Source organism: Brucella sp. NBRC 12953, assembly GCF_040369775.1.
In the GTDB taxonomy this organism is placed as follows: Bacteria; Pseudomonadota; Alphaproteobacteria; order Rhizobiales; family Rhizobiaceae; genus Brucella; species Brucella pseudogrignonensis.
Genome location: NZ_BAABSV010000004.1, coordinates 162153 through 185303, shown reverse-complemented (window position 1 = coordinate 185303; position 23151 = coordinate 162153). Strand labels below are relative to the sequence as shown.

Genomic DNA, 23151 nt, shown 5'->3' with positions numbered 1-23151 from the left:
TCCCCGCGGAGCCATCTTAAATGCCATGCGTTAAGCTTTCAAAATGCAATTGCGAATTATTTGCAATTAATAACGCCAGCATGGCTTGCCGTCAACGGCAGCAAATGGGGGCTTTTTTCATATCTATGTGATCGTTGGATCTGGTTATTGGAAGAATTGACTGCCGGTTGAGCGCGCAGTTTTCGGTCGTTGGACAAGCTGAAATCATGCCAGAAAAACTTTTGTATAAGCCCTGGTTTTCTGTATGGGCGTTGCAAAGGATAACGGTTCATTAAGCTTAATATCCGATAACTGTTTGAACGAATCCGCCAAATCGAAGCTCGTCTACAATTGGCCGGAATCCATACAGAAAACACAGGATAGCGGGACTTGATCCCGGGAAAGGATCGGGATGATGGCTAGCCTCGGCGGAGACCAATCTCAAGCCGAAGGGGCTCAGGTCCGTCACGTTCCGGTGCTTATTTCCGAAGTGATTGATGCCCTGAAACCCGAAACCGGCAAAGTAATCGTCGATGGCACATTCGGTGCGGGCGGTTATACCCGACGTATTCTGGAGCAGGGCGCAAGCGTAATCGCTATTGATCGCGACCCGACTGCCATTGCAGCCGGTCGTGTCATGGAAAAGCAGTTCGAAGGCAGGCTCAATCTGGTTGAAAGCCGGTTTTCGGCGCTGGATGAAGCTGTTGAAACAGTCGAGGGAGAAGGCGCGAAGGTGGATGGCGTTGTGCTCGATATCGGTGTCTCGTCGATGCAGATCGATGAAGCCGAGCGTGGCTTTTCCTTCCAGAAGGATGGGCCGCTCGACATGCGCATGTCACGCAACGGTCCAAGCGCTGCCGATGTGGTTAACCGCCTGAAGATGGGCGATCTTGCACGCATCTTTAATTTTCTCGGCGAAGAGCGTCATGCAGGTCGCATCGCGCGCATGATTGAAAAGCGTCGCGAAACACAGCCTTTCACGCGCACACTTGATCTAGCCAATGCGATTGAATCGCTGGTCGGCCGTAATCCAAAAGTGCCTATTCATCCTGCAACGCGCGTGTTTCAGGCGTTGCGCATCTATGTGAATGATGAGCTTGGCGAACTGGCGCGAGCATTGCTTGCAGCCGAACGTATTCTGAAGCCCGGTGGTCGCCTTGTTGTCGTGACCTTCCATTCGCTCGAAGATCGTATGGTCAAGCGCTACTTTGCTGATCGTGCCGGTGGTAGCGCTGGATCGCGGCATTTGCCGGAAACGCATGTGCGCCTTCCAAGCTTTACGGCTGCGGTAAAAGGGGCTGTTGGACCGAGCGCCGAAGAAGAAGAGCGCAATCCTCGTGCTCGCTCTGCAAAACTGCGTGCGGGACTGAGGACTGAAAATCCGCCTCTAGAAGATGATCTTTCACTTTTCGGGCTGCCAAAGCTGCCTGAAACGTATGAACTGGCCCGGAGTTGAACGAGTGCTGCGTACTTTTGAACTCATCATGATAGCGGCGATGCTGGTGGCAGCAACGATCACCTATACCATCAAATATGATGCGGAAAGGCAGATCGCTGTTATTGCCAAACTCAAGCGTCAGATCGATTCCGAGAAGGATACGATTACGCTGTTGCGCGCGGATTGGGCATTGATGACGCAGCCAGGTCGTCTGCAGAGTCTCGTTGGCGTTTACGCGGAAGAGCTGAAGCTCCAGCCAATTGAAGCAGAGCAGCTTGCTATGGGCGTGGAAGACATTCCAGAGCGTCAGCTGGATGATATTCAGAAACTTATCTCAGGTAGCGATGAACTGGTGGCAAGTGGCGTTCTGGAGCCAGACGCGACAACCACTGGCAGCATCAAGAAGAATGGAGCGAGGCACTAATCATGCGGCTGAAGCTCGGATTTTCCAAGAAGAACAAACAGAACACCAATGACGGCTTTGAGCCGGCTGGCAATGAAAAGCTGGCCGGCAATATGGCTTTTGTCGGCTCGCGTAAAAAGCACGGCAATCGCGCACGCAATCGTCTTTGGATGGCCATTGCCTGCTTCGTCGGCATTTATGGCGTGATCGGCGGTAAGCTGGTCTATTTCGGTGTGATTGGCGGCGAGGGTGATGACTCTGGCGGCCCTGCCGTACATCAGCTCGCATCGCGCCCGGACATTCTGGATCGCAATGGTGAAATCCTTGCGACTGATATCAAGACCGCTTCGCTGTTTGCCGAGCCACGCAAGATCGTCGATCCGGATGAAACAATCGAACTTCTCTCAACCGTTATTCCCGATCTCGACTGGGAAGCGACCTATCGCCGTCTGAAAAGTGGAGCAGGCTTCGTCTGGGTGAAGCGCGGTCTGACGCCACGTCAGCAGAGCCAGATTATGGCTCTGGGTGTGCCCGGTATCGGCTTCCGTACGGAAAAGCGTCGCTTTTATCCGGGTGGTCCAACCGCTTCGCATATTCTTGGTCTCGTTAATGTCGACAATCAGGGCATTGCGGGTATGGAAAAATATATCGACAGTCAGGGACTGAGCGATCTTCGCGCTGTCGGTATGGCAACCGGGCAATCGCTTGAGCCGATCAAGCTCTCGATCGATATCCGCGTGCAGCACATCATGCGCGACGTTCTCGTCAAGGCGATGGAACGTTATCGCGCGATTGCTGCGGGTGCCGTGGTTCTCAACGTGAAGACCGGCGAAGTCATTGCTATGGCTTCGGTGCCGGATTTTGATCCGAACAATCCGGTTAACGCGCTCGATAAGGATCGCTTGAACCGCATGTCGGCGGGTACCTACGAAATGGGCTCGACAATCAAGAGCTTCACTACAGCAATGGCGCTAGATTCGGGCAAGTTTAATCTCAATTCGAGGATCGATGCGTCGCGTCCGCTGGTTATCGGTCGTCAGACAATCCGCGACTTCCACGGCAAAGGCCGCGTGTTGACGCTGCCTGAAGTCTTTATCTTCTCGTCCAACATTGGTTCGGGTCATGAAGCCAACGTTGTCGGCATTGAAGGTCATCGTGCGTTCCTGAAGAAAATGGGTCTTCTTGACCGTATGCAGACTGAGCTGCCTGAAGTGGCGCGCCCGGTCGAGCCGCGCGTCTGGAAGAAGGTTCACTCAATGACCATTTCGTTCGGACACGGCATGATGACCACGCCGCTGCAGACCGCTGTTGGTGCAGCAGCTTTGATGAATGGCGGCAAGCTGATTGAGCCGACATTCCTTACACGCACGCAGGCTCAGGCCGATCAGGTGGCGCAGCAGGTTATTCATCCGCAGGTGTCAGCGGACATGCGTTATCTTTATCGCCTGAACTCAACCGCGCCAGGCGGTTCGGGTAAACGTGCAACGGTTCAGGGCTATCGTGTCGGCGGCAAGACGGGTACGGCTGAAAAGGTCGTGCATGGCCGCTATTCGAAGGATGTGCGCTTCAATGCATTCCTCGCATCCTTCCCGATGGACGATCCTACCTATGTCGTTCTGACTATTATTGACGAGCCTAAGCCGGAAGAAGGCAAGTACAGCGCGACCGCTGGTCTTAATGCTGCGCCAATGGTTGCCGATATTATTAGGCGCTCAGCCTCATTTTTGGGGGTTAAGCCCGATTTTAAACAGGAATTTGCGCCAGCAGCATCAGAGATCGCTTCTGCTGATTCGATAAACGACTGATTTGTGTAGTTGTAGCGGGAAGCGGAAACTGCACCACTGAACCTGGATTTGGTATGACCATGAAGCTGAAGGAAATTACACTCTTTAAGGAACTGGCCTCCGGCGCTGCGAGCGAAGTGGACATTGTTGGTGTCACCTCAGATTCTCGTAAAGTCGAGCGCGGCTTCCTTTTTGCGGCTCTCAAAGGTGTAAAAGCGGATGGCTCCGCCTATGCAGTCGATGCCGTCAAGCGTGGTGCTGTTGCCGTTATCGCTGGCAAGAATGCAGCCATTGAAAACCTCGGTGTGCCTGTTCTGCATGTTGAAGATCCACGTCATGCATTGGCCGTTGCGAGCGCTCAATTTTATGGCAAGCAGCCTGAAGTCATGGTTGCCGTGACGGGTACCAGCGGCAAGACTTCTGTTGCTTCGTTTACCCGACAGATTTGGGCTTATGCGGGTTTTCCTGCGGCCAATATCGGAACGACAGGCGTTTTCTCGCCAACCCGCAGTGATTATAATTCGCTGACAACACCTGATCCGGTTGAACTGCATCGCGTGCTCGCAGAGCTTGCCGATGAAGGTGTGACCCATGCCGCGATGGAAGCCTCGTCCCATGGTCTTGATCAGCGTCGTCTCGATGGTGTGAAGCTTGCTGCTGGCGCGTTCACCAATCTCGGTCGCGATCACATGGATTATCATGCGACGATCGAAGAATATCTGCACGCCAAGATGCGCCTGTTCGATACGCTGCTTCCAAAAGGTGCACCTGCAATCATTTTTGCGGATGACCAGTTCTCGCCACAGGCGATTGAAGCTGCAAAAGCCGCTGGTTGCGATGTGAAGACTGTTGGTCGCAAAGGCGATTTCATTACCATCAAACGCGTCGAGCATGAACGTTTCCGCCAGCACATTGAAGTGCGCATTGCTGACGAAATCTTTGAAGTCGAACTGCCGCTGGCCGGTGACTTTCAGGTTGCCAATGCGCTTGTGTCGGCAGGTCTTGCGATGGTTACGGGTGTTCCGGCTGCGGCTGCCATGCGTGCGCTTGAGCGCCTCAAGGGTGCGCCGGGCCGTCTTGATCTGGTTGGAGCCACGGAAGAGGGCGCTCCGGCCTATGTGGACTACGCACATAAGCCGGAAGCACTTGAAAACGTTCTTACTTCCGTGCGTCCATTTACAACTGGACGCGTGATCGTGGTGTTTGGCTGTGGCGGCGACCGTGACAAGGGCAAGCGCCCGATCATGGGTGAAATTGCTGCACGTCTCGCCGATGTTGCCATTGTAACCGACGACAATCCACGTTCGGAAGTGCCCGCACAAATCCGTTCGGAAATCATGGCTGCGGCCCCCGGTGCGACCGAAATCGGCGACCGGCGCGAGGCAATCTTCACTGCAGTTTCCATGATGATGCCCGGTGACACACTGGTGGTTGCGGGTAAGGGACACGAAGAAGGCCAGATCGTCGGCGACATCACGCTGCCGTTCTCGGATCATACGGAAGTGGCGGCTGCACTGGCAGCACGCCTTGAGGAGCATAAGGGATGAGTGACTGGCTTTGGACATCTGCCGATATGGTGGAGGCCATGGAAGGCCGGCCTTTCGGTACGTTGCCTGCGGGTATCACCGGGATTTCTATCGATAGCCGTACGCTGAAAGAGGGCGAAGCTTTCTTTGCAATCAAAGGCGAATTGTTTGATGGACATGATTTTGCAACGGCTGCCATGGCAGCTGGTGCTGGTCTTCTGGTCGTCAACGAATCCCGTCTTCCGGCTCTCGGTAATCTCAAGGTTCCGATGATCGTGGTTGAAGACGTGCTTGAAGCCTTGATCAAGCTCGGTATTGCCTCGCGTGATCGTTCCAAAGCTCAGATCATTGCTGTTACCGGTTCTGTCGGTAAAACGACGACCAAGGAAGCGCTGCGTCATGTGCTGGCCGATTCAGGCAAGGTTCATGCATCGGTTGCGTCGTTTAACAATCATTGGGGCGTGCCGCTGACACTCGCCCGTATGCCAGCTGATACCGATTATGGTGTGTTTGAAATTGGCATGAACCACCACGACGAAATCCGACCGCTGGTTAAGATGGTTCGCCCGCATGTGGCCCTCATAACGTTGATCGCACCGGCACATCTTGGTCACTTTGCAAATCTCGAAGAAATCGCAGTGGCAAAAGCCGAGATTTTTGAAGGTGTTGTGCCGGGTGGTTATGCGCTTCTCAATCGCGACGACAAGCGTTTCAAGCAGCTTGAAGAGCTTGCCGAAAAGGCAGGCGTCGAGCATATCGTCACCTTCGGCGAAAATGCCCGTTCCGAATATCGCCTGCGTGAAGTGAAGATGCATCCGACCTGCTCATGCATGACGGTGAAGATCGGTAACGAAGAAGCTGTTGTAAAAGTCGGCATGCCGGGACGCCATATCGTGCAAAATATGCTTGCTGTACTTGGCGCGGCCCATCTCGTTGGTGCAGATATGGCAAAGGTTGCCATTGCGATGGCAACTTTGACTGCTGAAGGCGGACGCGGCGCGCGTCATGTTCTGGAGCATCCGGATGGTGGTTCCTTCACGCTGATCGATGAAAGCTACAATGCAAACCCGACCTCGATGCGTGCATCGCTGTCGCTGCTTCATGCAACACCGCCTGAAGGCCCGCGTGGTCGTCGCATCGCAATTCTGGGCGATATGCTGGAGCTTGGCCGTCAGTCTGGAAAGCTTCATGCCGATCTTGCACGCCCCATCGTCGATGCGGAAGTGAACGTGCTTTATATCGGCGGACGCGAAATGTCGGTGCTCAAAAATGCCTTGCCGGTTGAAATTAGCGTCGAATACAGGCAGAGCACCGATGAATTGTTGCCGCTGGTGACGAAGGCTGTGCGTCCCGGCGATGTTGTCATGGTGAAGTCATCCAAGGGGATTGGCTTTTCCAAGATCGTCAAGGCGCTTACCAATCAGTTTCCGCCAGTGGTGCCTGCCGAGTAGCAGTTTTTGAGGGATTTTTCTCAGCATGTTGATGCTTCTTTCAATCTTCGCCGAGCATGTGACACCGTTTAACGTGTTCCGCTACATCACGTTCCGCACTGGCGGGGCGATGATTACCTCGGCGTTGATCGTGTTCTTGTTCGGCCCTGCGATCATCAATTCGCTGCGCGCGCGACAGGGAAAAGGTCAGCCGATCCGTGCTGATGGCCCTCAGACCCACTTCAAGAAAGCTGGTACGCCCACCATGGGCGGCCTGATGATTATGACCGGTATTCTGGTCTCCTGCTTCTTCTGGGCCAATCTCGCCAGCGTCTATGTCTGGGTCGTGCTGATGGTCACAGTTGGTTTTGGTGCAATCGGCTTTTACGACGACTATCTCAAGGTCACGAAACAGTCGGATAAAGGCTTTTCCGGTAAATCGCGTCTGGGCATCGAGTTTCTGATTGCGGCGATTGCAGCCTTCATCATCATGCGGGCAGGACAGGAGCCGTTCTCCTCATCGCTGACGTTCCCGTTCGTAAAGCAGTTTGTTCTGAACCTCGGCTGGTTCTTCATTCCATTGGCAGCCTTCGTCATGGTTGGCGCAGGCAATGCGGTGAACCTGACTGACGGTCTTGATGGTCTTGCGATTGTGCCTGTGATGGTTGCTGCGGCCTCTTTCGGCTTCATCGCCTACCTTTCGGGTAATGCGATCTTTGCCGATTACCTGCAAATCCATTTTGTTCCAGGCACGGGCGAACTGGCCGTTGTACTGGGCGCTGTTATCGGCGCAGGTCTTGGCTTCCTCTGGTTCAATGCACCGCCTGCTGCAATCTTCATGGGTGACACTGGTTCGCTGGCGCTCGGCGGGATGCTCGGCACGGTTGCTGTTGCAACCAAGCACGAAATCGTTCTTGCCATCATCGGTGGTTTGTTTGTGGTTGAAGCACTCTCGGTCATCATTCAGGTTGGTTCGTTCAAACTCACCGGCAAGCGCGTCTTCCTGATGGCACCAATTCATCATCATTTTGAAAAGAAAGGCTGGACGGAGAGCCAGGTCGTGATCCGTTTCTGGATCGTGGCAATTATCCTCGCCATGATCGGCCTTTCCACATTGAAGCTCAGATAACAGGCACGCAGAATGATCCCGATCACCGCCCTTAAAGATAAGACTGTAGCCCTCTTCGGACTGGGTGGGTCGGGCATCGCTACCGCCAAGGCCATTGTGGCGGGTGGAGCGAAGATCATTGCCTGGGATGATAATCCCGACAGTGTTGCCCGCGCACAGAGTGCGGGTATAGCGACTGGTGATTTGAGGCAAGCGGACTGGTCGCAGTTCGCTGCCTTTGTGCTTTCGCCCGGCGTACCGCTGACGCATCCCAAGCCACACTGGACAGTTGATCTCGCTCATGCTGCCGGTGTCGAGATTATCGGCGATGTTGAACTTTTCGTGCGTGAACGCAATCATATTGCGCCGGATTGTCCGTTTATCGCCATCACCGGCACGAACGGCAAATCCACCACGACCGCGCTGATTGCGCATATCATCAAGGCTTCGGGCCGCGACATGCAGCTCGGCGGCAATATCGGCACGGCGATCCTTACATTGGAAGCGCCCGCACCGGATCGTTTCTATGTGGTCGAGTGCTCGTCCTACCAGATTGATCTGGCACCGTCGCTCAATCCTACTGCTGGTATTCTTCTCAATCTTACGCCTGATCATCTCGACCGCCATGGCTCCATGGAAAACTATGCTGCCATTAAGCAGCGGCTTGTTGAGAAAAGCGGTGTGGCAATCGTTGGTGTGGACGATGAATATTGCGGGAGCATTGCGGATCGTCTTGAAAACAAGGGCGTAAAAGTCGCACGTATTTCCAAGGATAAGCGCCTTGAGAACGGTGCATTCGCTGACGGTGCAAAGCTCTATTCGACATTGAGCGGCAAGGTTGAAGAACTCGCTTCACTGGAGGGAATTGGTTCGCTGCGCGGCGCGCATAATGCGCAGAACGCGTTGGCTGCAATCGTGGCCTGTTTGTCGGTCGGCCTTTCGATTGAAGAAATTCGTGCAGGTTTGAAAAGCTTCCCCGGTCTTGCGCATCGCATGGAACAGGTTGGTCATCGCGGCAAGGTTCTGTTCGTCAATGATTCCAAGGCAACCAATGCCGAAGCAACCGCGCCTGCGCTGTCGTCTTTTGCGAACCACATTTACTGGATCGCTGGCGGCGTGCCCAAGGCTGGTGGTATCAGCGCTTTATCGGAGTTTTTCCCGCGCATTACCAAAGCCTATCTGATTGGTGAAGCTGCGGCGCAGTTTGCTGCGACGCTGGGAGATGCGGTGACATTTGAGATTTCCGACACGCTGGCTGTTGCAGTTGAACATGCTGCACGCGATGCAGGCAATGATGCAGCAAGCGAACCTGTGGTTCTGCTTTCGCCAGCCTGTGCGAGCTTTGACCAGTTCCAGAATTTTGAAAAACGCGGCGATGCATTCCGCAACGCCGTGCTTGCGCTCCCAGGTATTGAGCCAATGAGAGGGGAAAGCTGATGGTAAGTCGCGTTGACCGTGGTGCTGTCGCCAATTGGTGGTGGACAATCGACCGTTACTTTCTGGCTGCATGTCTGGCCCTGATGGGGCTTGGTGTGCTGTTGTCCTTTGCTGCAAGCCCTGCCGTTGCGCAGCGCATTGGCCTTGATAGCTTCCATTTCGTGGAACGACAGACCTTCTTCATGATTCCGGCTGTTGCCGTGATGATCGGTGTCTCGTTCCTGTCGCCACGCCAGATCAGGCGTTTTGCGCTGATCCTGCTCTGCGCCTCGCTGTTTCTGATGGCAGCAGCACTTTTCGTCGGTATCGAGATCAAGGGTGCGCGCCGCTGGGTCAGTCTTGCAGGCATTTCCATTCAGCCTTCCGAGTTCATGAAGCCCGCTTTTGTGGTCATCTGCGCATGGCTTTTCTCCGAGCGCGAACGCGGCGGCGAGATGCCGGGCTATTTTCTGGCGATGATGCTGTTCTGTGTGACTGCTGGGCTGTTGATGCTGCAGCCAGACTTTGGTCAGACGATGCTCACCACCGGCACATGGGGCGCGATGTTCTTCCTCGCCGGTTTGCCGATGTTCTGGATTCTGGTTCTTGGCGGCATCGCCGTTGTCGGTGCGTTTGGTGCATACATGACGCTCGATCACGTTGCGGGCCGTGTTAACCGCTTCATGACCGGTGAAGGTGATACATTCCAGGTGGATGCAGGGCGCGAAGCCATTCTGCGTGGCGGCTGGTTCGGGCAGGGACCGGGTGAAGGCACCGTTAAGCGTATCATCCCGGATAGCCACACCGACTTTATCTTCTCGGTTGCCGCAGAAGAATATGGCATCATTCTGTGCATGATCATCATGGCGCTGTTCGCGTTTATCGTGATCCGCGGACTGTCGATTGCGCTGCGTGAGCGCGATGCTTTCACACGTCTCGCTGTGTCCGGCATCGTGATTCTGTTCGGCTTCCAGTCGATCATCAACATGGCGGTTAATCTGCATCTGATGCCTGCCAAGGGCATGACTCTGCCGTTTATCTCCTATGGCGGCTCTTCGCTTGTTGCTATTGCGATCACCATGGGCATCCTGCTGGCACTGACACGCCGTCGTCCGGAAGCGCGTATGACGCATACGGTCAGCATGGGCGAGCGCATTCCGGCTTTGTGAGGGGACTATGGGAAAAGGCGTAATTGTATTGGCCGCCGGGGGAACAGGCGGCCATCTGTTTCCAGCTGAAGCACTGGCGCACGAACTGAAGTCTCGCGGCTGGGATGTGCATCTGGCAACGGATGCACGCGCGCAGCGTTTTGCCGGTGCCTTTGCAGAAGACCATGTGCATGTGATCCGTTCAGCAACCATTGCAGGGCGCAATCCGATTGCGCTGGCACGCACATTGTGGTCGCTGTGGCAGGGTAATCTCGACAGCCGCAAACTATTTCGTCGTCTGAAACCGAAGCTGGTTGCTGGTTTCGGTGGCTACCCAACATTGCCGCCGCTTTATGCTGCGAGCAATATGGGTATCCCGACAATGGTGCATGAGCAGAACGCTGTCATGGGCCGTGCCAATAAGGGGCTGGCCGGACGCGTGAAAGCGATTGCTGGCGGGTTTCTGCCAGAAACAAGCGGTGCGTTCGCTGACAAGATTGTTGCGACCGGCAATCCGGTTCGCCCGCCAGTGCTTGCTGCTGCCAACACGCCTTATAGGCCGGCCAAAGAGGGTCAGCGTTTTCGCCTTCTGGTATTTGGTGGCAGTCAGGGCGCACAGTTTTTCTCAAATGCGATCCCAGAAGCAATTGCGCTTTTGCCCGAGAGCGAACGCGCAAGGCTGCTGATTACCCAGCAGGCGCGTAAAGAGGATGAGGCCACTGTTCGTGCCGCATATCAGAATCTGCGCGTTCCGGCTGATGTCGCGCCGTTCTTCAACGATATGCCAGCCCGTATTGCCGACGCGCATTTTGTGATTTCGCGTTCGGGAGCTTCTACCGTTTCAGAAATCGCAGCGATTGGCCGTCCGGCCATGCTGGTGCCGTTTCCACATGCGCTTGATCATGATCAGGCGGCGAATGCGGCGGCTCTTGCTGCGGCAGGCGGTTGTGATGTGGTTCGGCAGGCTGAACTAACGCCAGAACGACTGGCCAGCATCATTAGTGCAGCGATTAACGAGCCAGAAAGGCTTGAGCAACAGGCAAAAGCTGCGAAAAGCGTTGGGAAGCCTGATGCCGCGCAGTTGCTTGCCGATCTTGCAGAGGCTATTGCAGCAGGAAAATCAGTTCAGGAATTGAAAGAAGGAACTCGGCCATGAAAATGCCGCTCAACATCGGGCTTGTCCATTTTATCGGGATCGGCGGCATTGGCATGAGCGGTATCGCGGAAGTGCTGCACAATCTGGGCTATAAGGTTCAGGGTTCTGATCAGTCGGACAGTGCCAATGTGCAGCGTCTACGCGAGAAGGGCATTGAGGTCTTTGTCGGTCATAAGGCCGAGAATCTTGGCGACGCGGAAGTCATCGTCGTTTCGACTGCCATCAAGAAAACTAATCCGGAATTGGCTGCCGCCCGCGAAAAGCTTCTGCCGATTGTTCGCCGCGCTGAAATGCTGGCCGAGCTGATGCGCTTCCGTCGTGCGGTTGCTATCGGCGGCACACATGGCAAAACCACGACCACATCGATGGTTGCAGCTTTGCTTGATGCAGGTCATCTCGATCCCACCGTCATCAACGGCGGCATTATCAATGCTTATGGCACCAATGCTCGTATGGGCGATGGTGACTGGATGGTTGTTGAAGCCGATGAAAGCGATGGCACCTTCCTGAAACTGCCAGCCGATATTGCGGTTGTTACCAACATCGATCCTGAACATCTGGATCACTACGGCAATTTCGACAATGTACGTGCAGCTTTTGCGCAGTTTGTCGAGAACGTGCCGTTCTATGGCTTTGGCGTGATGTGTCTTGACCATCCTGAAGTGCAGGCTCTGGTAAGCCGCATCGAAGATCGTCGCATCATCACCTATGGTCAGAACCCGCAGGCGGATGTCCGCTTTGTTAATCATCGCATGGATGGCGCAACGAGCCTGTTTGACGTGCTGATCCGCTCACGCAAGGGCGATACGGTTGAGATCAAGGATCTCCGCTTGCCGATGCCGGGTAAGCACAATGTTTCAAACGCAACGGCAGCGATTGCAGTCGCAAATGAACTTGGCATAACAGCCGACGATATCCGTCGTGGTTTGGGTGCGTTCGGTGGGGTCAAGCGTCGCTTCACTCATACCGGCTCCTGGAATGGTGTCGAAATTTTCGATGACTACGGCCACCATCCGGTTGAAATTCGAGCTGTTCTGAAAGCAGCACGCGAAGCAACCAAAGGTCGAATAATCGGCATTGTTCAGCCGCACCGCTATACACGCCTTCACAGCCTGTTTGATGAGTTTGCAGCGTGCTTCAATGATGCCGACACGGTTATCGTAACACCGGTTTACACAGCTGGCGAAGACCCGATTGAAGGTGTGAACTCGGAAACGCTCGTGTCGCGCATCAAGACTGCTGGTCATCGCGATGCACGTTATGCAAGCGGCCCTGAAGCATTGGCGCCGTTGGTGGCTTCTATTGCAGAGCCTGGTGATTTCGTGGTTTGCCTCGGTGCAGGCAACATTACACAGTGGGCTTATGCATTGCCGAAAGAATTGGCTGATCAGGGTGCAAAGTAATGGAAAGCGGCGAAACTCTTCTCAAGAAGCTTGATGGCAGGCTTTCCGGTCTTCGCGGCCGGATGATGCCGGATACCGGCATGGACAAGATTACGTGGTTCCGTGCCGGTGGTCCTGCGCAGGTTCTGTTTCAGCCTGCTGATGAAGAAGATCTGTCGGAATTTCTGAAAGCTGTGCCGGAAGAGATTCCGCTTCTGGTTGTAGGTATCGGCTCCAATCTTCTGGTGCGTGACGGTGGCATTCCAGGTTTTGTTGTCAGGCTATCGGCGAAGGGTTTTGGCGAAGTCGAACGTGTTTCCGAAACCCAGCTCAGGGCAGGGACTGCGACGCCGGATAAGCGCGTGGCAGCGGCAGCACTTGAAGCGGGTCTGAGTGGCTTTCATTTCTACCACGGCATTCCCGGGGGCATTGGCGGCGCTCTGCGCATGAATGCCGGTGCCAACGGCGTTGAGACGCGTGAGCGTGTTGTGGAAGTGCGTGCGCTTGATCGCAAGGGTGAACTGCATGTCCTGTCCAATGCGGATATGGGTTATGCATATCGGCATTCCTCAGCGTCGCCTGATCTGATTTTTACCTCGGCTCTGTTCGAAGGTATTCCGGGCGACCGTGAAGAAATTCAGAAAGCCATGGACGAGGTGCAGAATCACCGTGAAACTGTTCAGCCTGTGCGCGAAAAAACCGGTGGCTCAACCTTCAAGAATCCTGAAGGCACATCTGCGTGGAAAGAAATCGACAAGGCGGGCTGTCGTGGCCTGCGTGTTGGTGGCGCGCAGATGTCTGAGATGCACTGCAATTTCATGATCAATACCGGAAATGCGACCGGCCATGACCTTGAAACGCTCGGCGAAACTGTTCGCGCTAAAGTTTATGAGAATTCAGGTATTCGCCTTCATTGGGAGATCAAGCGGCTTGGCTTGTTCCGCGAAGGGGAAGAAGTGAAAGAATTCTTGCAAAAAGTCTAATTTTAAGAAGCCCGGATTTCCTACTGAAATTCCGGGCTTTTTTGCGCTTGTTGAGCGCTCCGTAAGTTGCTCCCCTTTTGATAGGGGCTTGCCACGGAATCAACTCTCTGATTCTTTATGGTTAACCGTACAGTGATTTGATTCGTCAGGGTTTTCCTGACTTGGGTGTCTGCGGCTTGTGTCGCCGGACTATCCAGATTCTATTTTTGATTCGAGCGCAGGGGATGCGCAGAGGGGATGACTGACATGGCTGGACAGAAGGCTGGAAAGCATGTTGCCGTTTTGATGGGTGGCTTCTCATCGGAGCGTCCAGTTAGTCTCTCGTCCGGAACTGCCTGTGCGCAAACCCTTGAAGAGTGCGGCTATCGCGTGACGCGCATTGATGTTGATCGCAATGTCGCGAGTGTTCTTGCTGAGCTGAAGCCTGATGTGGCGTTCAATGCGCTGCACGGCCCGTTCGGCGAAGATGGTGCCATTCAGGGTGTACTCGAATATCTCCAGATCCCATACACGCATTCCGGTGTGCTGGCTTCAGCGCTTGCCATGGACAAGGATCGCGCCAAGAAGGTCGCGGCTGCGGCTGGTGTAGCTGTTGCGCCGTCGCTTCTGCTCAGCCGTTTCGAAATCGGCTCTGAGCATCCGATGAAGCCGCCTTACGTCGTCAAGCCGGTCCGTGAAGGTTCGAGCTTCGGTGTTGTAATCGTCAAGGAAGATCAGACTCACCCGCCACAAATCATCAGCTCTGCTGAATGGAATTATGGTGCCGAGGTTCTGGTCGAAAAATACATCGCTGGCCGCGAATTGACCTGCGCCGTGATGGGTGATCGCGCGATGGACGTCTGCGAGATCATTCCAGTGGGGCATCAGTTCTACGATTATGATTCAAAATATGTTGCAGGCGCATCAACTCACGTGTGTCCGGCAAAAATTTTACCAAATATTTACCAAAAAATACAAACAATGGCCCTTACGGCGCATCGGGCAATCGGGTGTCGGGGCGTAAGCAGATCAGACTTCCGTTTCGACGATCGTTTTTCCGAAGAAGGCGAAGTTATTTGGCTGGAAGTTAACACCCAGCCGGGAATGACTCCTACCTCGCTCGTACCTGATATCGCGAAGGCGGCAGGTATCTCTTTTGGTGAATTGTTGAGTTGGATGGTGGAGGACGCGTCTTGTTTGCGTTGAACGGCAGATCTCAGGAATATAGGCGTTCGGGCACGATGCGGGATGCATCGGGTGCAGCCTTTGTTCTGCCGCGCCTTCTGCGGAAGCCTTTCCGCTTTGCTGTCCGTATGTTTCAGGGCAATATCAATGTTCCGCGCTATGCTGGCACGATTGGTATGCTCGGATTTCTCGGTGCAACCGGCATCTACGGCATGGTGCTCGGTGGTCATTCCGAAAATATGATCAAGGCAACCGCTTCCACTTTTGGTTTTGCGATTGAAGACGTGAAGGTCGTTGGCAACAACGAAACGTCAGATATCGATATTCTCGGTCAGCTTGAGCTGGACGGCGAGACGTCACTGGTCGGCATGAGTGCTGAAGGTGCGCGTCAGGCTATCGCCAAGCTGCCTTGGGTTGAAAGTGCTGAAGTGCGTAAGGTTTATCCTGGTACGCTGCTGGTTTCTCTGGAAGAGCGCAAGGCATTTGCCGTCTGGCAGAATGGCCAGGAGCTCTCTTTGATTGATTCTGCAGGCGACACCATCGTCCCATTCCGTCCGGGCCGTTACAATGCTCTCCCGCTTGTTGTGGGTGAGGGTGCTGAAAAGCGCGTTAAGGGCTTCGTGGACGAGGTTGCGGCCTATCCGGCGCTTGCTGGCAAGGTTCGTGCCTATATCCGCGTTGCTGACCGCCGCTGGGACATTCTGCTGGAGAATGGCGTTCGTATTATGCTGCCGGAAGATGAGCCTATGAAGGCTCTCGCCGAAGTCGAGCGTCTGGATAGCGAAAAGCATCTTCTGTCCCGCGATATTGCTGCGGTCGATATGCGTCTTGATGATCGCGTCACGGTCCAGCTGACGGCAAGCGGCATGGAGCAGCGCCAGAAGTTCTTGGCTGATCGTAAAAAAGAATTAGCCCGCACGGGGAAGCGCGTATGAGTATTCTGGGCGGAAAAGGTTCATCACAGGTTGGAACTGCAGGGCGCAAGGTGCGCCTGCTCACAGTTCTGGACGTCGGTTCAAGCAAGGTCTCCTGCGTGATCGCACGTCTGCGTCCTCATGAAAGCGGCGTCTTGCTGCCAGGTCGCACGCACCGCATGGAAGTGCTGGGCATTGGCCATCAGCGTTCGCGTGGTGTGAAGTCTGGCGTCATCATTGATCTCGATGCGGCTGAACAGTCCATCCGTCTTGCGGTTGATGCTGCAGAGCGCATGGCTGGCCTGACTGTCGACAGCCTGATTGTTAATATTTCTGCTGGTCGCCTCAAGAGCGAAACCTTTACCGCGAGCGTCAACCTCGGCGGTCATGAAGTTGAGCAGACAGATATTCGCCGCGTACTGGCTGCAGGCGCCAAGCAGGCGCTTGCTGCTGAACGTCACCTCGTTCACTCGCTGCCGGTTGGCTACACGCTTGACGGTGAGCGCGGTATCCGCGATCCGCTTGGTATGCTGGGCGACAGTCTCGGCGTTGATATGCATGTGCTGACAGCTGATGCGGCTCCACTGCGCAATCTCGAGCTTTGCATCAATCGTTGTCATCTGTCGGTCGAAGCAATCGTCGCGACCCCTTATGCGAGCGGTCTCGCAGCTCTCGTTGGTGATGAAGCCGAAATGGGTGCGGCCTGCATCGATATGGGCGGCGGCACGACAACGATTTCTGTCTTCTCCGAAGGCAAGTTCATTCACGCTGATGCTGTTGCTATCGGTGGAACACATGTCACGATGGATGTGGCGCGCGGCTTCTCCACCCGTATGGAAGATGCTGAGCGTCTGAAGGTCATGTACGGTTCGGCGCTGCCAAGTGCAGCTGACGATCGTGATCTGATCTCGGTTCCGCCAATTGGCGATGACGAGCGTGATGTACCCAATCAATATCCGCGCTCAGTATTGACGCGGATCATCCGTGCACGCGTGGAAGAGACATTGGAACTGGTTCGCGACAGGCTGAACCAGTCGGGCCTCGGACATATCGTTGGCAAGCGCGTTGTTCTGACGGGTGGCGCAAGCCAGCTGCCGGGAATGCCAGAAGCTGCCAGACGGATTCTTGCAAGAAATGTGCGAATCGGGCGTCCTCTAGGAATAGCAGGACTGCCTGAGGCGGCTAAGGGTGCGGCTTTCTCCGCGACCGTTGGTCTTCTGATCTACCCTCAGGTGGCAGGTATTGAAGAACGGTCCGTGAAGGCAGCCTCCTCCGGTCTTATGACTGGTACGGGCGGGCGAATTCAACGTGTCAGCCAGTGGCTGAGAGAGAGTTTTTGAGTACACATTGAGTGATTTGATTGCGTGATGTGGGCGTAACCATCAGCGTAATAACCAATTAGCACCGCGGCGGCGAAGCGGTGAGAGGCTTAAGAGGAACGAGAACCATGACCATTAATCTGCAAAAGCCGGACATCACCGAGCTGAAGCCTCGCATCACCGTATTCGGTGTCGGCGGCGGCGGCGGCAATGCGGTAAACAATATGATCAATGCCGGTCTGCGCGGCGTGGATTTTGTCGTTGCAAACACTGACGCTCAGGCTCTGACCATGTCGAAGTCTGAACGCATGATCCAGCTTGGTGCTGCTGTCACCGAAGGTCTCGGCGCTGGCTCGCAGCCAGAAGTTGGCCGCGCAGCAGCTGAAGAATGCATCGACGAAATCGTCGATCACCTCAATGGCACGCATATGTGCTTCGTCACTGCCGGCATGGGCGGTGGTACCGGTACTGGTGCTGCTCCTGTTGTGGCACGCGCTGCACGCGAACGCGGTATCCTCACCGTTGGCGTCGTAACCAAGCCTTTCCACTTCGAAGGTGCTCGCCGCATGAAGACGGCTGAGCTTGGCATAGAAGAACTGCAGAAGAACGTCGATACGCTTATCGTCATTCCAAACCAGAACCTCTTCCGCATTGCCAACGACAAGACCACCTTCGCCGATGCATTCGCAATGGCTGACCAGGTGCTTTATTCGGGTGTTGCCTGCATCACCGATCTGATGGTCAAGGAAGGCCTCATCAACCTCGACTTTGCTGACGTTCGCTCGGTTATGCGCGAAATGGGCAAGGCCATGATGGGCACTGGCGAAGCTTCGGGTGAAGGCCGTGCAATGGCTGCTGCTGAAGCTGCGATTGCTAATCCGCTCCTCGACGAAACCTCGATGCGCGGTGCCAAGGGTCTCCTGATTTCGATCACCGGTGGTCGCGATATGACCCTGTTCGAAGTCGATGAAGCTGCAACTCGTATCCGTGAAGAAGTTGATCCGGAAGCCAACATCATCCTCGGTGCTACCTTCGACGAAGGCCTCGAAGGCGTCATCCGTGTATCCGTTGTTGCGACCGGCATCGACAAGCAGATCGGAGACGCGGCGCCTGCGCCGCTGGAATTTCGCCAGCCGGTAAAGCCTGCTGCACAGACCAAGCCGATGGCTCCGCATGGCGCTCTGCGTCCTCCGGTTGTTGAACAGCCACGTCAGGTCGAACAGCCTGCTCCAGTTGCCCAGTCGATCGAAAACGAAATCGCTGCAGCAACCGCTGCTCCAGCAGCTTCGGCTGCTCCTGAATTTCGTCCACAGAGCCGCATTTTCCAGGCTCCTGCCGCTGATAGCTTTGAACGCGCACCAGTTGCACGTCCAGCCGCTCCACAGCCGCAGATGATCAACAATCAGGCAACCGCTCAGGCCATGCAGCCACAGGCTTACCAGCAGCCACAGCAGATGCATGCAGAACCAGCTCCTCAGCCACGTCCTGCTCCGCGTATGCCAGCTGTTTCGGATTTCCCACCTGTTGCACAGGCTGAAATCAATGCACGTCGTGCAGCGCCTCAGCAGCCTGCTCAGGAAGAACGTGGTCCAATGGGTCTGCTTTCTCGCCTGACCCGTGGTCTGACGCGCCGTGAAGAAGAGCAGCCAGCTGCTCGTCTGGAACCAGCGCATCGTGAACCTGCTATGCGTCAGCCAGAACAGCGTCGCCCAATGCAGCAGGACAGCTCGATCTATGCTCCACGTCGTGGCCAGCTTGATGATCAGGGCCGTCCGCAGCCGCGCGCTGCTTCGGAAGAAGATCAGCTCGAAATTCCGGCATTCCTGCGCCGTCAGTCGAACTAATCATCTGATACGACATTGAAAATACAGATGCCGTGGAGTTTACGCTCCACGGCATTTTGCTTTGATAATTGTCGTTATGGTTTGTAAGAAAGCGTGATTTTGAACAGCTGCCGCTCATCACTATTTTCGACATAACTGTCTTATTATAGAAGAATACGATGGAAACTGGCGATTGTCAGTTGCGGGCATTATATGCTTGGCAAATCTCTTGCGGGATGCAGCTGCATCTTGCCCCATACGATAGATTGGACTGATTTTGAGCGCTTACCAAAAAACAATCGGGCGTGCGGTTACTCTTTCCGGCGTCGGCGTCCACGGTGGCGCTGCAGCCTCGGTGACGTTTCTGCCAGCCGATGCGGATACGGGAATTGTATTCAAGCGCTCAGACCTCAGTACCAACGCCGATATTCGTGCCCATGTTTCGCAGATTGGTGCAACAGACCTTTGTACCGCGCTCGGTCCGCAGGATTCGCGTATCAACACGGTCGAGCATTTGATGGCGGCGATTTCCGCATTGGCTATAGACAACTTGGTTGTCGAAGTGGAAGGGCCGGAAGTTCCTATTCTGGACGGGACATCTGCGCGCTTTATTGATGCATTTGATGATGCTGGAATGGTTGTTCAGAAGTCGAAGCGCCGTTTCATCCGTATTTTGAAGACCGTGCGTGTAGAAGCGGGTGGTTCCTGGGGCGAGTTTCAGCCTTATTCGGGTACGCGCTTTGAAGTGGAAATCGACTTCGAGTGCCCGCTCATCGGTCGGCAGAAGTTTGGCTCCGATATGTCCGAGGATACTTTCCGCAAAGAACTATCAACTGCGCGAACTTTCGGCTTCATGAAAGACGTTGAACGCCTGTGGGCCGCAGGTTTGGCGCTCGGTTCATCACTCGACAATTCGCTTGTCATCGGTGACGATAATTCGGTGATCAATCCCGGTGGTCTGCGCTTCAAGGATGAATTCGTGCGTCACAAGACGCTTGACGCTGTTGGCGATATAGCTCTTGCCGGGCTGCCTTTCATTGGCTGTTTCCGTTCCTATCGCGGCGGTCACAGGCTGAATGCTGAGACGGTTAAGGCACTTTTGGCCGATAAGTCGAATTACGACATCGTTGAAGCAAGCGGTGTGCGTCGGAATGCAGACAATTTGGACTTTGTTACAGTCCGTCCAAATATCTCGGCGCCCTGGGCGCTTTGAACTTTCTATTGGAAGTCCGGTGTTTATGGCCATAATTGGGCCGTGATCGCCGGGTCTTCTTCGCATGAGTCGGCGTATTCATTGTGGACTGAGAGCCAAGCCTCCGTATTTGGTGAGGAAAAAGCCATTGGTTTGCATAGATATAGCTTCAGGCCGAGCCATTGATGCCTTATGCGTGCCAAATTCGGACGATTGATCAGCTAGACGATTGCCGATTTCGCCAGCATGTGGTTTATGGACGGCCAAAACAGCCTCGGCTATGTTTACCTAAGTGCTGATGCTGATGTATTGGGAAGAATGGGGAAAGAGTGAACTACAGGGTTCATTTTACTCCAGACAGAAAAGACGTTGCCAAATGGCCGGAGACCGCATGACGAGTTCGAAATTCCCGGTGAAGACGAAAACCGCGTTGATTGCCAGCGCTCTTGCCGTTTTTGTTCCGCTTGCGGGATGTGCCAGCAAAAACGACGATATCGATCTGACCAAATATGTTGAGACGATCGATCCGGCGGACAAGCTTTACAACGAAGGCCTCGCGAATCTTGATGCGGGCCGCCTCGGTGAAGCTGCCAAGAAGTTTGCAGCGGTTGACCGTCAGCACCCTTACACCGAATGGGCACGCAAGTCGCTCGTCATGGCTGCTTTCACGAATTACCGTCAAGGCAATTACGAAGAAGCGGTCAGCATGGCAAAGCGTTATAACACGCTTTATCCGACATCGCCTGAATCGGCTTATGCCTATTACATCATCGGTCTGAGCTACTTCCGCCAGATTCCCGACGTGACCCGCGATCAGGCGGCCAGCCGCCGTGCAATCGCTGCGATGCAGGAAGTGGTCGATCGCTTCCCGGATTCAGAATATACCGACGACGCCAAGACTAAGATCCGTGTCGCCCGCGACCAGCTCGCCGGCAAGGAAATGCAGGTCGGTCGTTATTATCTTGAGCGCAAGGAATATCTGGCTGCGATCAAGCGCTTCCGTGGTGTGGTTGAAGAGTATTCGAACACCCGCCAGGTTGAAGAAGCACTCGCCCGTCTGGTTGAAGCCTATTATGCGCTCGGTCTGACTTCCGAAGCTCAGATGGCAGCTTCGGTGCTCGGTAAGAACTTCCCGGACAGCCGCTGGTACAAGGATAGCTACAAGCTCTTGCAGAGCGGTGGTCTTGAGCCGCGTGAAAACGGCGGTTCGTGGCTGGCCAAGGCTTCGGCAATGATCACGGGTGGCGGCGCTTAAGCCGATACCCGCATGCTGTCGCACCTGTCGATCCGCGATATTGTCCTGATTGAACGGCTCGACATCGAGTTCAAGACCGGCTTGTCCGTGCTTACGGGCGAGACCGGTGCCGGTAAATCCATCCTGCTTGATTCGTTGTCGCTGGCGCTTGGTGCGCGCGGCGACGCTTCTCTGGTTCGCCATGGGGCGGATCAGGGGCAGGTGACTGCCGTTTTTGATGTGCCGGGTGGACACCCCGCCCGTAAATTCCTGAGCGAAAATGGTTTTGATGATGACGGCGACGTCATCCTGCGCCGTCTCCAGATGGGTGACGGGCGCACGCGCGTGTTCATCAATGACCAGGCGGCAAGCGTTGCGCTGCTGCGCGAACTGGGCAAACGGCTGGTCGAAATCCATGGTCAGCATGACGATCGCGCGCTGATCGATACCGACCTTCATCGTACATTGCTGGATGCGTTTGGCGGTCTCGATGCTGAGGCCACGACTGTTCGCGAGCGCTATAAAGCGTGGCGTGATGCTGAAAGTGCATTGTCGAAGCATCGGGCACGGGTTGAACAGGCTGAGCGTGAAGGCGATTATCTGCGCTCTTCGGTGGAAGAACTAACCAAGCTTGATCCGCAGTCGGGCGAGGAAGACGAGCTCGCTGAACGCCGCGCTGTCATGATGAAGTCGGAGAAGATTGCGGGTGACGTGAACGAAGCAGGTGAGCTTCTGTCGGGCAATGGTTCACCAGTGCCGACACTTGCAAGCCTTGTGCGTCGTCTGGAGCGTAAAATTCCGGAAGCGCCGCATCTGCTCGAGCCTGTCTGCAAGGCGATTGACGAAGCACTCAATAGTTTGGCACTGGCGCAGGATGGCATCGACCACGCCATGCGAGAGATCGATTTTGATCCGCGTGTGCTGGAACAGGTTGAAGAGCGGCTGTTCGCGCTTAGAGCTGCTGCCCGCAAATATTCTGTTGCAGTTGAAGGCTTGCCTGCACTGCGTGACAAAATGGACGCCGATCTTGCCGATCTGGATGCCGGTGCAGAAAAGCTGATCCAGCTTGAAGCGCAGGCAACCGAAACGCGCGCAGCTTACGATGCTGCTGCGAAGGTCTTGTCAGAGCGCCGTAAGGACACTGCCGAGCATCTGAAGGCTGCGGTTATGGCCGAACTTCCAGCGCTGAAGCTGGAGCGCGCCGAGTTTATCGTTGAAATGACGACGGATACCAACGCGCGCGCTGCTGAAGGCATTGATACGGTTGAATATTGGGTTCGCACCAATCCGGGCACGCGTGCTGGACCAATGATGAAGGTAGCTTCTGGTGGCGAGCTTTCGCGCTTTCTGCTGGCGCTGAAAGTGGCGCTTGCCGACCGCGGTTCGGCTCCGACGCTTGTTTTCGACGAGATCGATACGGGTGTGGGTGGAGCAGTTGCTGACGCGATTGGACAACGTTTGGCACGGTTGTCATCGCGTGTGCAGGTTCTTTCTGTTACGCATGCGCCGCAGGTTGCAGCACGCGCATCCACTCATTTTCTTATAGCAAAATCTGCAACCAATGAAGACCGCATGTCTACGTCGATCCGTTCGATTGGTGTCGATGAGCGGCAGGAAGAAATTGCGCGTATGTTGGCGGGTGCCAGCATCACCGATGAAGCGCGTGCAGCAGCCGAGCGTTTGCTGGCAGAGAATAGCGCGCTCGTCTCCTGACAGAACGCTGTCAGTGTGACCATATGCTCGTAACTGCGC

At 55.0% G+C, this 23151-nt stretch carries 18 protein-coding genes; all 18 read left to right on the top strand.

Annotation, left to right across the window (positions count from 1 at the left end):
- Nucleotides 1-391 precede the first annotated feature (391 nt).
- A complete protein-coding gene (gene rsmH, locus ABWV94_RS11165) occupies nt 392-1435 on the top strand; it encodes a 16S rRNA (cytosine(1402)-N(4))-methyltransferase RsmH (RefSeq protein ID WP_192797986.1) in 1044 nt (347 codons plus the stop codon).
- A 4-nt stretch (nt 1436-1439) separates the two neighbouring features.
- Nucleotides 1440-1841, top strand: a complete 402-nt coding sequence (gene ftsL / locus ABWV94_RS11160) for a cell division protein FtsL (RefSeq protein WP_007875804.1) — start codon at nt 1440-1442, stop codon at nt 1839-1841.
- Nucleotides 1842-1843: 2 nt separating this feature from the next.
- Complete coding sequence (locus ABWV94_RS11155; protein WP_064320830.1) at nt 1844-3625, top strand: peptidoglycan D,D-transpeptidase FtsI family protein; 1782 nt, start codon at nt 1844-1846, stop codon at nt 3623-3625.
- Between the two features lie 53 nt (nt 3626-3678).
- The gene (locus tag ABWV94_RS11150; RefSeq protein WP_113497984.1) at nt 3679-5151 is read left to right on the top strand and encodes a UDP-N-acetylmuramoyl-L-alanyl-D-glutamate--2,6-diaminopimelate ligase; all 1473 of its coding nucleotides are present in this window, start codon (nt 3679-3681) and stop codon (nt 5149-5151) included.
- On the top strand, nt 5148-6581 hold the full coding sequence (locus ABWV94_RS11145) for a UDP-N-acetylmuramoylalanyl-D-glutamyl-2,6-diaminopimelate--D-alanyl-D-alanine ligase (protein WP_007875801.1): 1434 nt from the start codon (nt 5148-5150) through the stop codon (nt 6579-6581). Before ABWV94_RS11150 ends, ABWV94_RS11145 begins: the two co-directional genes overlap by 4 nt.
- 25 nt (nt 6582-6606) lie before the next feature.
- Nucleotides 6607-7689, top strand: a complete 1083-nt coding sequence (mraY, locus tag ABWV94_RS11140) for a phospho-N-acetylmuramoyl-pentapeptide-transferase (protein WP_007875799.1) — start codon at nt 6607-6609, stop codon at nt 7687-7689.
- Nucleotides 7690-7701: 12 nt separating this feature from the next.
- On the top strand, nt 7702-9105 hold the full coding sequence (gene murD / locus ABWV94_RS11135; protein ID WP_113497986.1) for a UDP-N-acetylmuramoyl-L-alanine--D-glutamate ligase: 1404 nt from the start codon (nt 7702-7704) through the stop codon (nt 9103-9105).
- Nucleotides 9105-10253, top strand: coding sequence for a putative lipid II flippase FtsW (gene ftsW, locus ABWV94_RS11130; protein WP_007875797.1), 1149 nt, complete (start codon nt 9105-9107; stop codon nt 10251-10253). Before murD ends, ftsW begins: the two co-directional genes overlap by 1 nt.
- Nucleotides 10254-10260: 7 nt before the next feature.
- Nucleotides 10261-11388 (top strand): undecaprenyldiphospho-muramoylpentapeptide beta-N-acetylglucosaminyltransferase, encoded by a 1128-nt coding sequence (gene murG / locus ABWV94_RS11125; RefSeq protein ID WP_113497988.1) that lies wholly within the window; start codon nt 10261-10263, stop codon nt 11386-11388.
- A complete protein-coding gene (murC, locus tag ABWV94_RS11120) occupies nt 11385-12791 on the top strand; it encodes a UDP-N-acetylmuramate--L-alanine ligase (protein WP_113497990.1) in 1407 nt (468 codons plus the stop codon). Before murG ends, murC begins: the two co-directional genes overlap by 4 nt.
- Nucleotides 12791-13753, top strand: a complete 963-nt coding sequence (gene murB / locus ABWV94_RS11115) for a UDP-N-acetylmuramate dehydrogenase (RefSeq protein ID WP_079212076.1) — start codon at nt 12791-12793, stop codon at nt 13751-13753. The genes murC and murB overlap by 1 nt, the downstream gene beginning before the upstream one ends.
- Before the next feature lie 246 nt (nt 13754-13999).
- Nucleotides 14000-14938, top strand: a complete 939-nt coding sequence (locus ABWV94_RS11110; protein WP_113497993.1) for a D-alanine--D-alanine ligase — start codon at nt 14000-14002, stop codon at nt 14936-14938.
- Entirely contained in the window at nt 14926-15852 is a 927-nt protein-coding gene (locus ABWV94_RS11105; protein ID WP_039859930.1) for a cell division protein FtsQ/DivIB, read from the top strand. The genes ABWV94_RS11110 and ABWV94_RS11105 overlap by 13 nt, the downstream gene beginning before the upstream one ends.
- Nucleotides 15849-17171, top strand: a complete 1323-nt coding sequence (gene ftsA / locus ABWV94_RS11100) for a cell division protein FtsA (protein ID WP_007875786.1) — start codon at nt 15849-15851, stop codon at nt 17169-17171. The genes ABWV94_RS11105 and ftsA overlap by 4 nt, the downstream gene beginning before the upstream one ends.
- Nucleotides 17172-17278: 107 nt before the next feature.
- Nucleotides 17279-18994, top strand: coding sequence for a cell division protein FtsZ (ftsZ, locus tag ABWV94_RS11095; RefSeq protein WP_007875784.1), 1716 nt, complete (start codon nt 17279-17281; stop codon nt 18992-18994).
- A gap of 256 nt (nt 18995-19250) precedes the next feature.
- Nucleotides 19251-20186 carry a UDP-3-O-acyl-N-acetylglucosamine deacetylase gene (gene lpxC / locus ABWV94_RS11090; protein WP_113497995.1) on the top strand — a complete coding sequence of 312 codons (936 nt, stop codon included), beginning with the start codon at nt 19251-19253 and terminating at the stop codon, nt 20184-20186.
- A 370-nt stretch (nt 20187-20556) separates the two neighbouring features.
- Entirely contained in the window at nt 20557-21420 is an 864-nt protein-coding gene (locus ABWV94_RS11085; RefSeq protein ID WP_007875771.1) for an outer membrane protein assembly factor BamD, read from the top strand.
- A 12-nt stretch (nt 21421-21432) separates the two neighbouring features.
- Nucleotides 21433-23112, top strand: coding sequence for a DNA repair protein RecN (recN, locus tag ABWV94_RS11080; RefSeq protein WP_007875769.1), 1680 nt, complete (start codon nt 21433-21435; stop codon nt 23110-23112).
- Nucleotides 23113-23151: the final 39 nt, after the last annotated feature.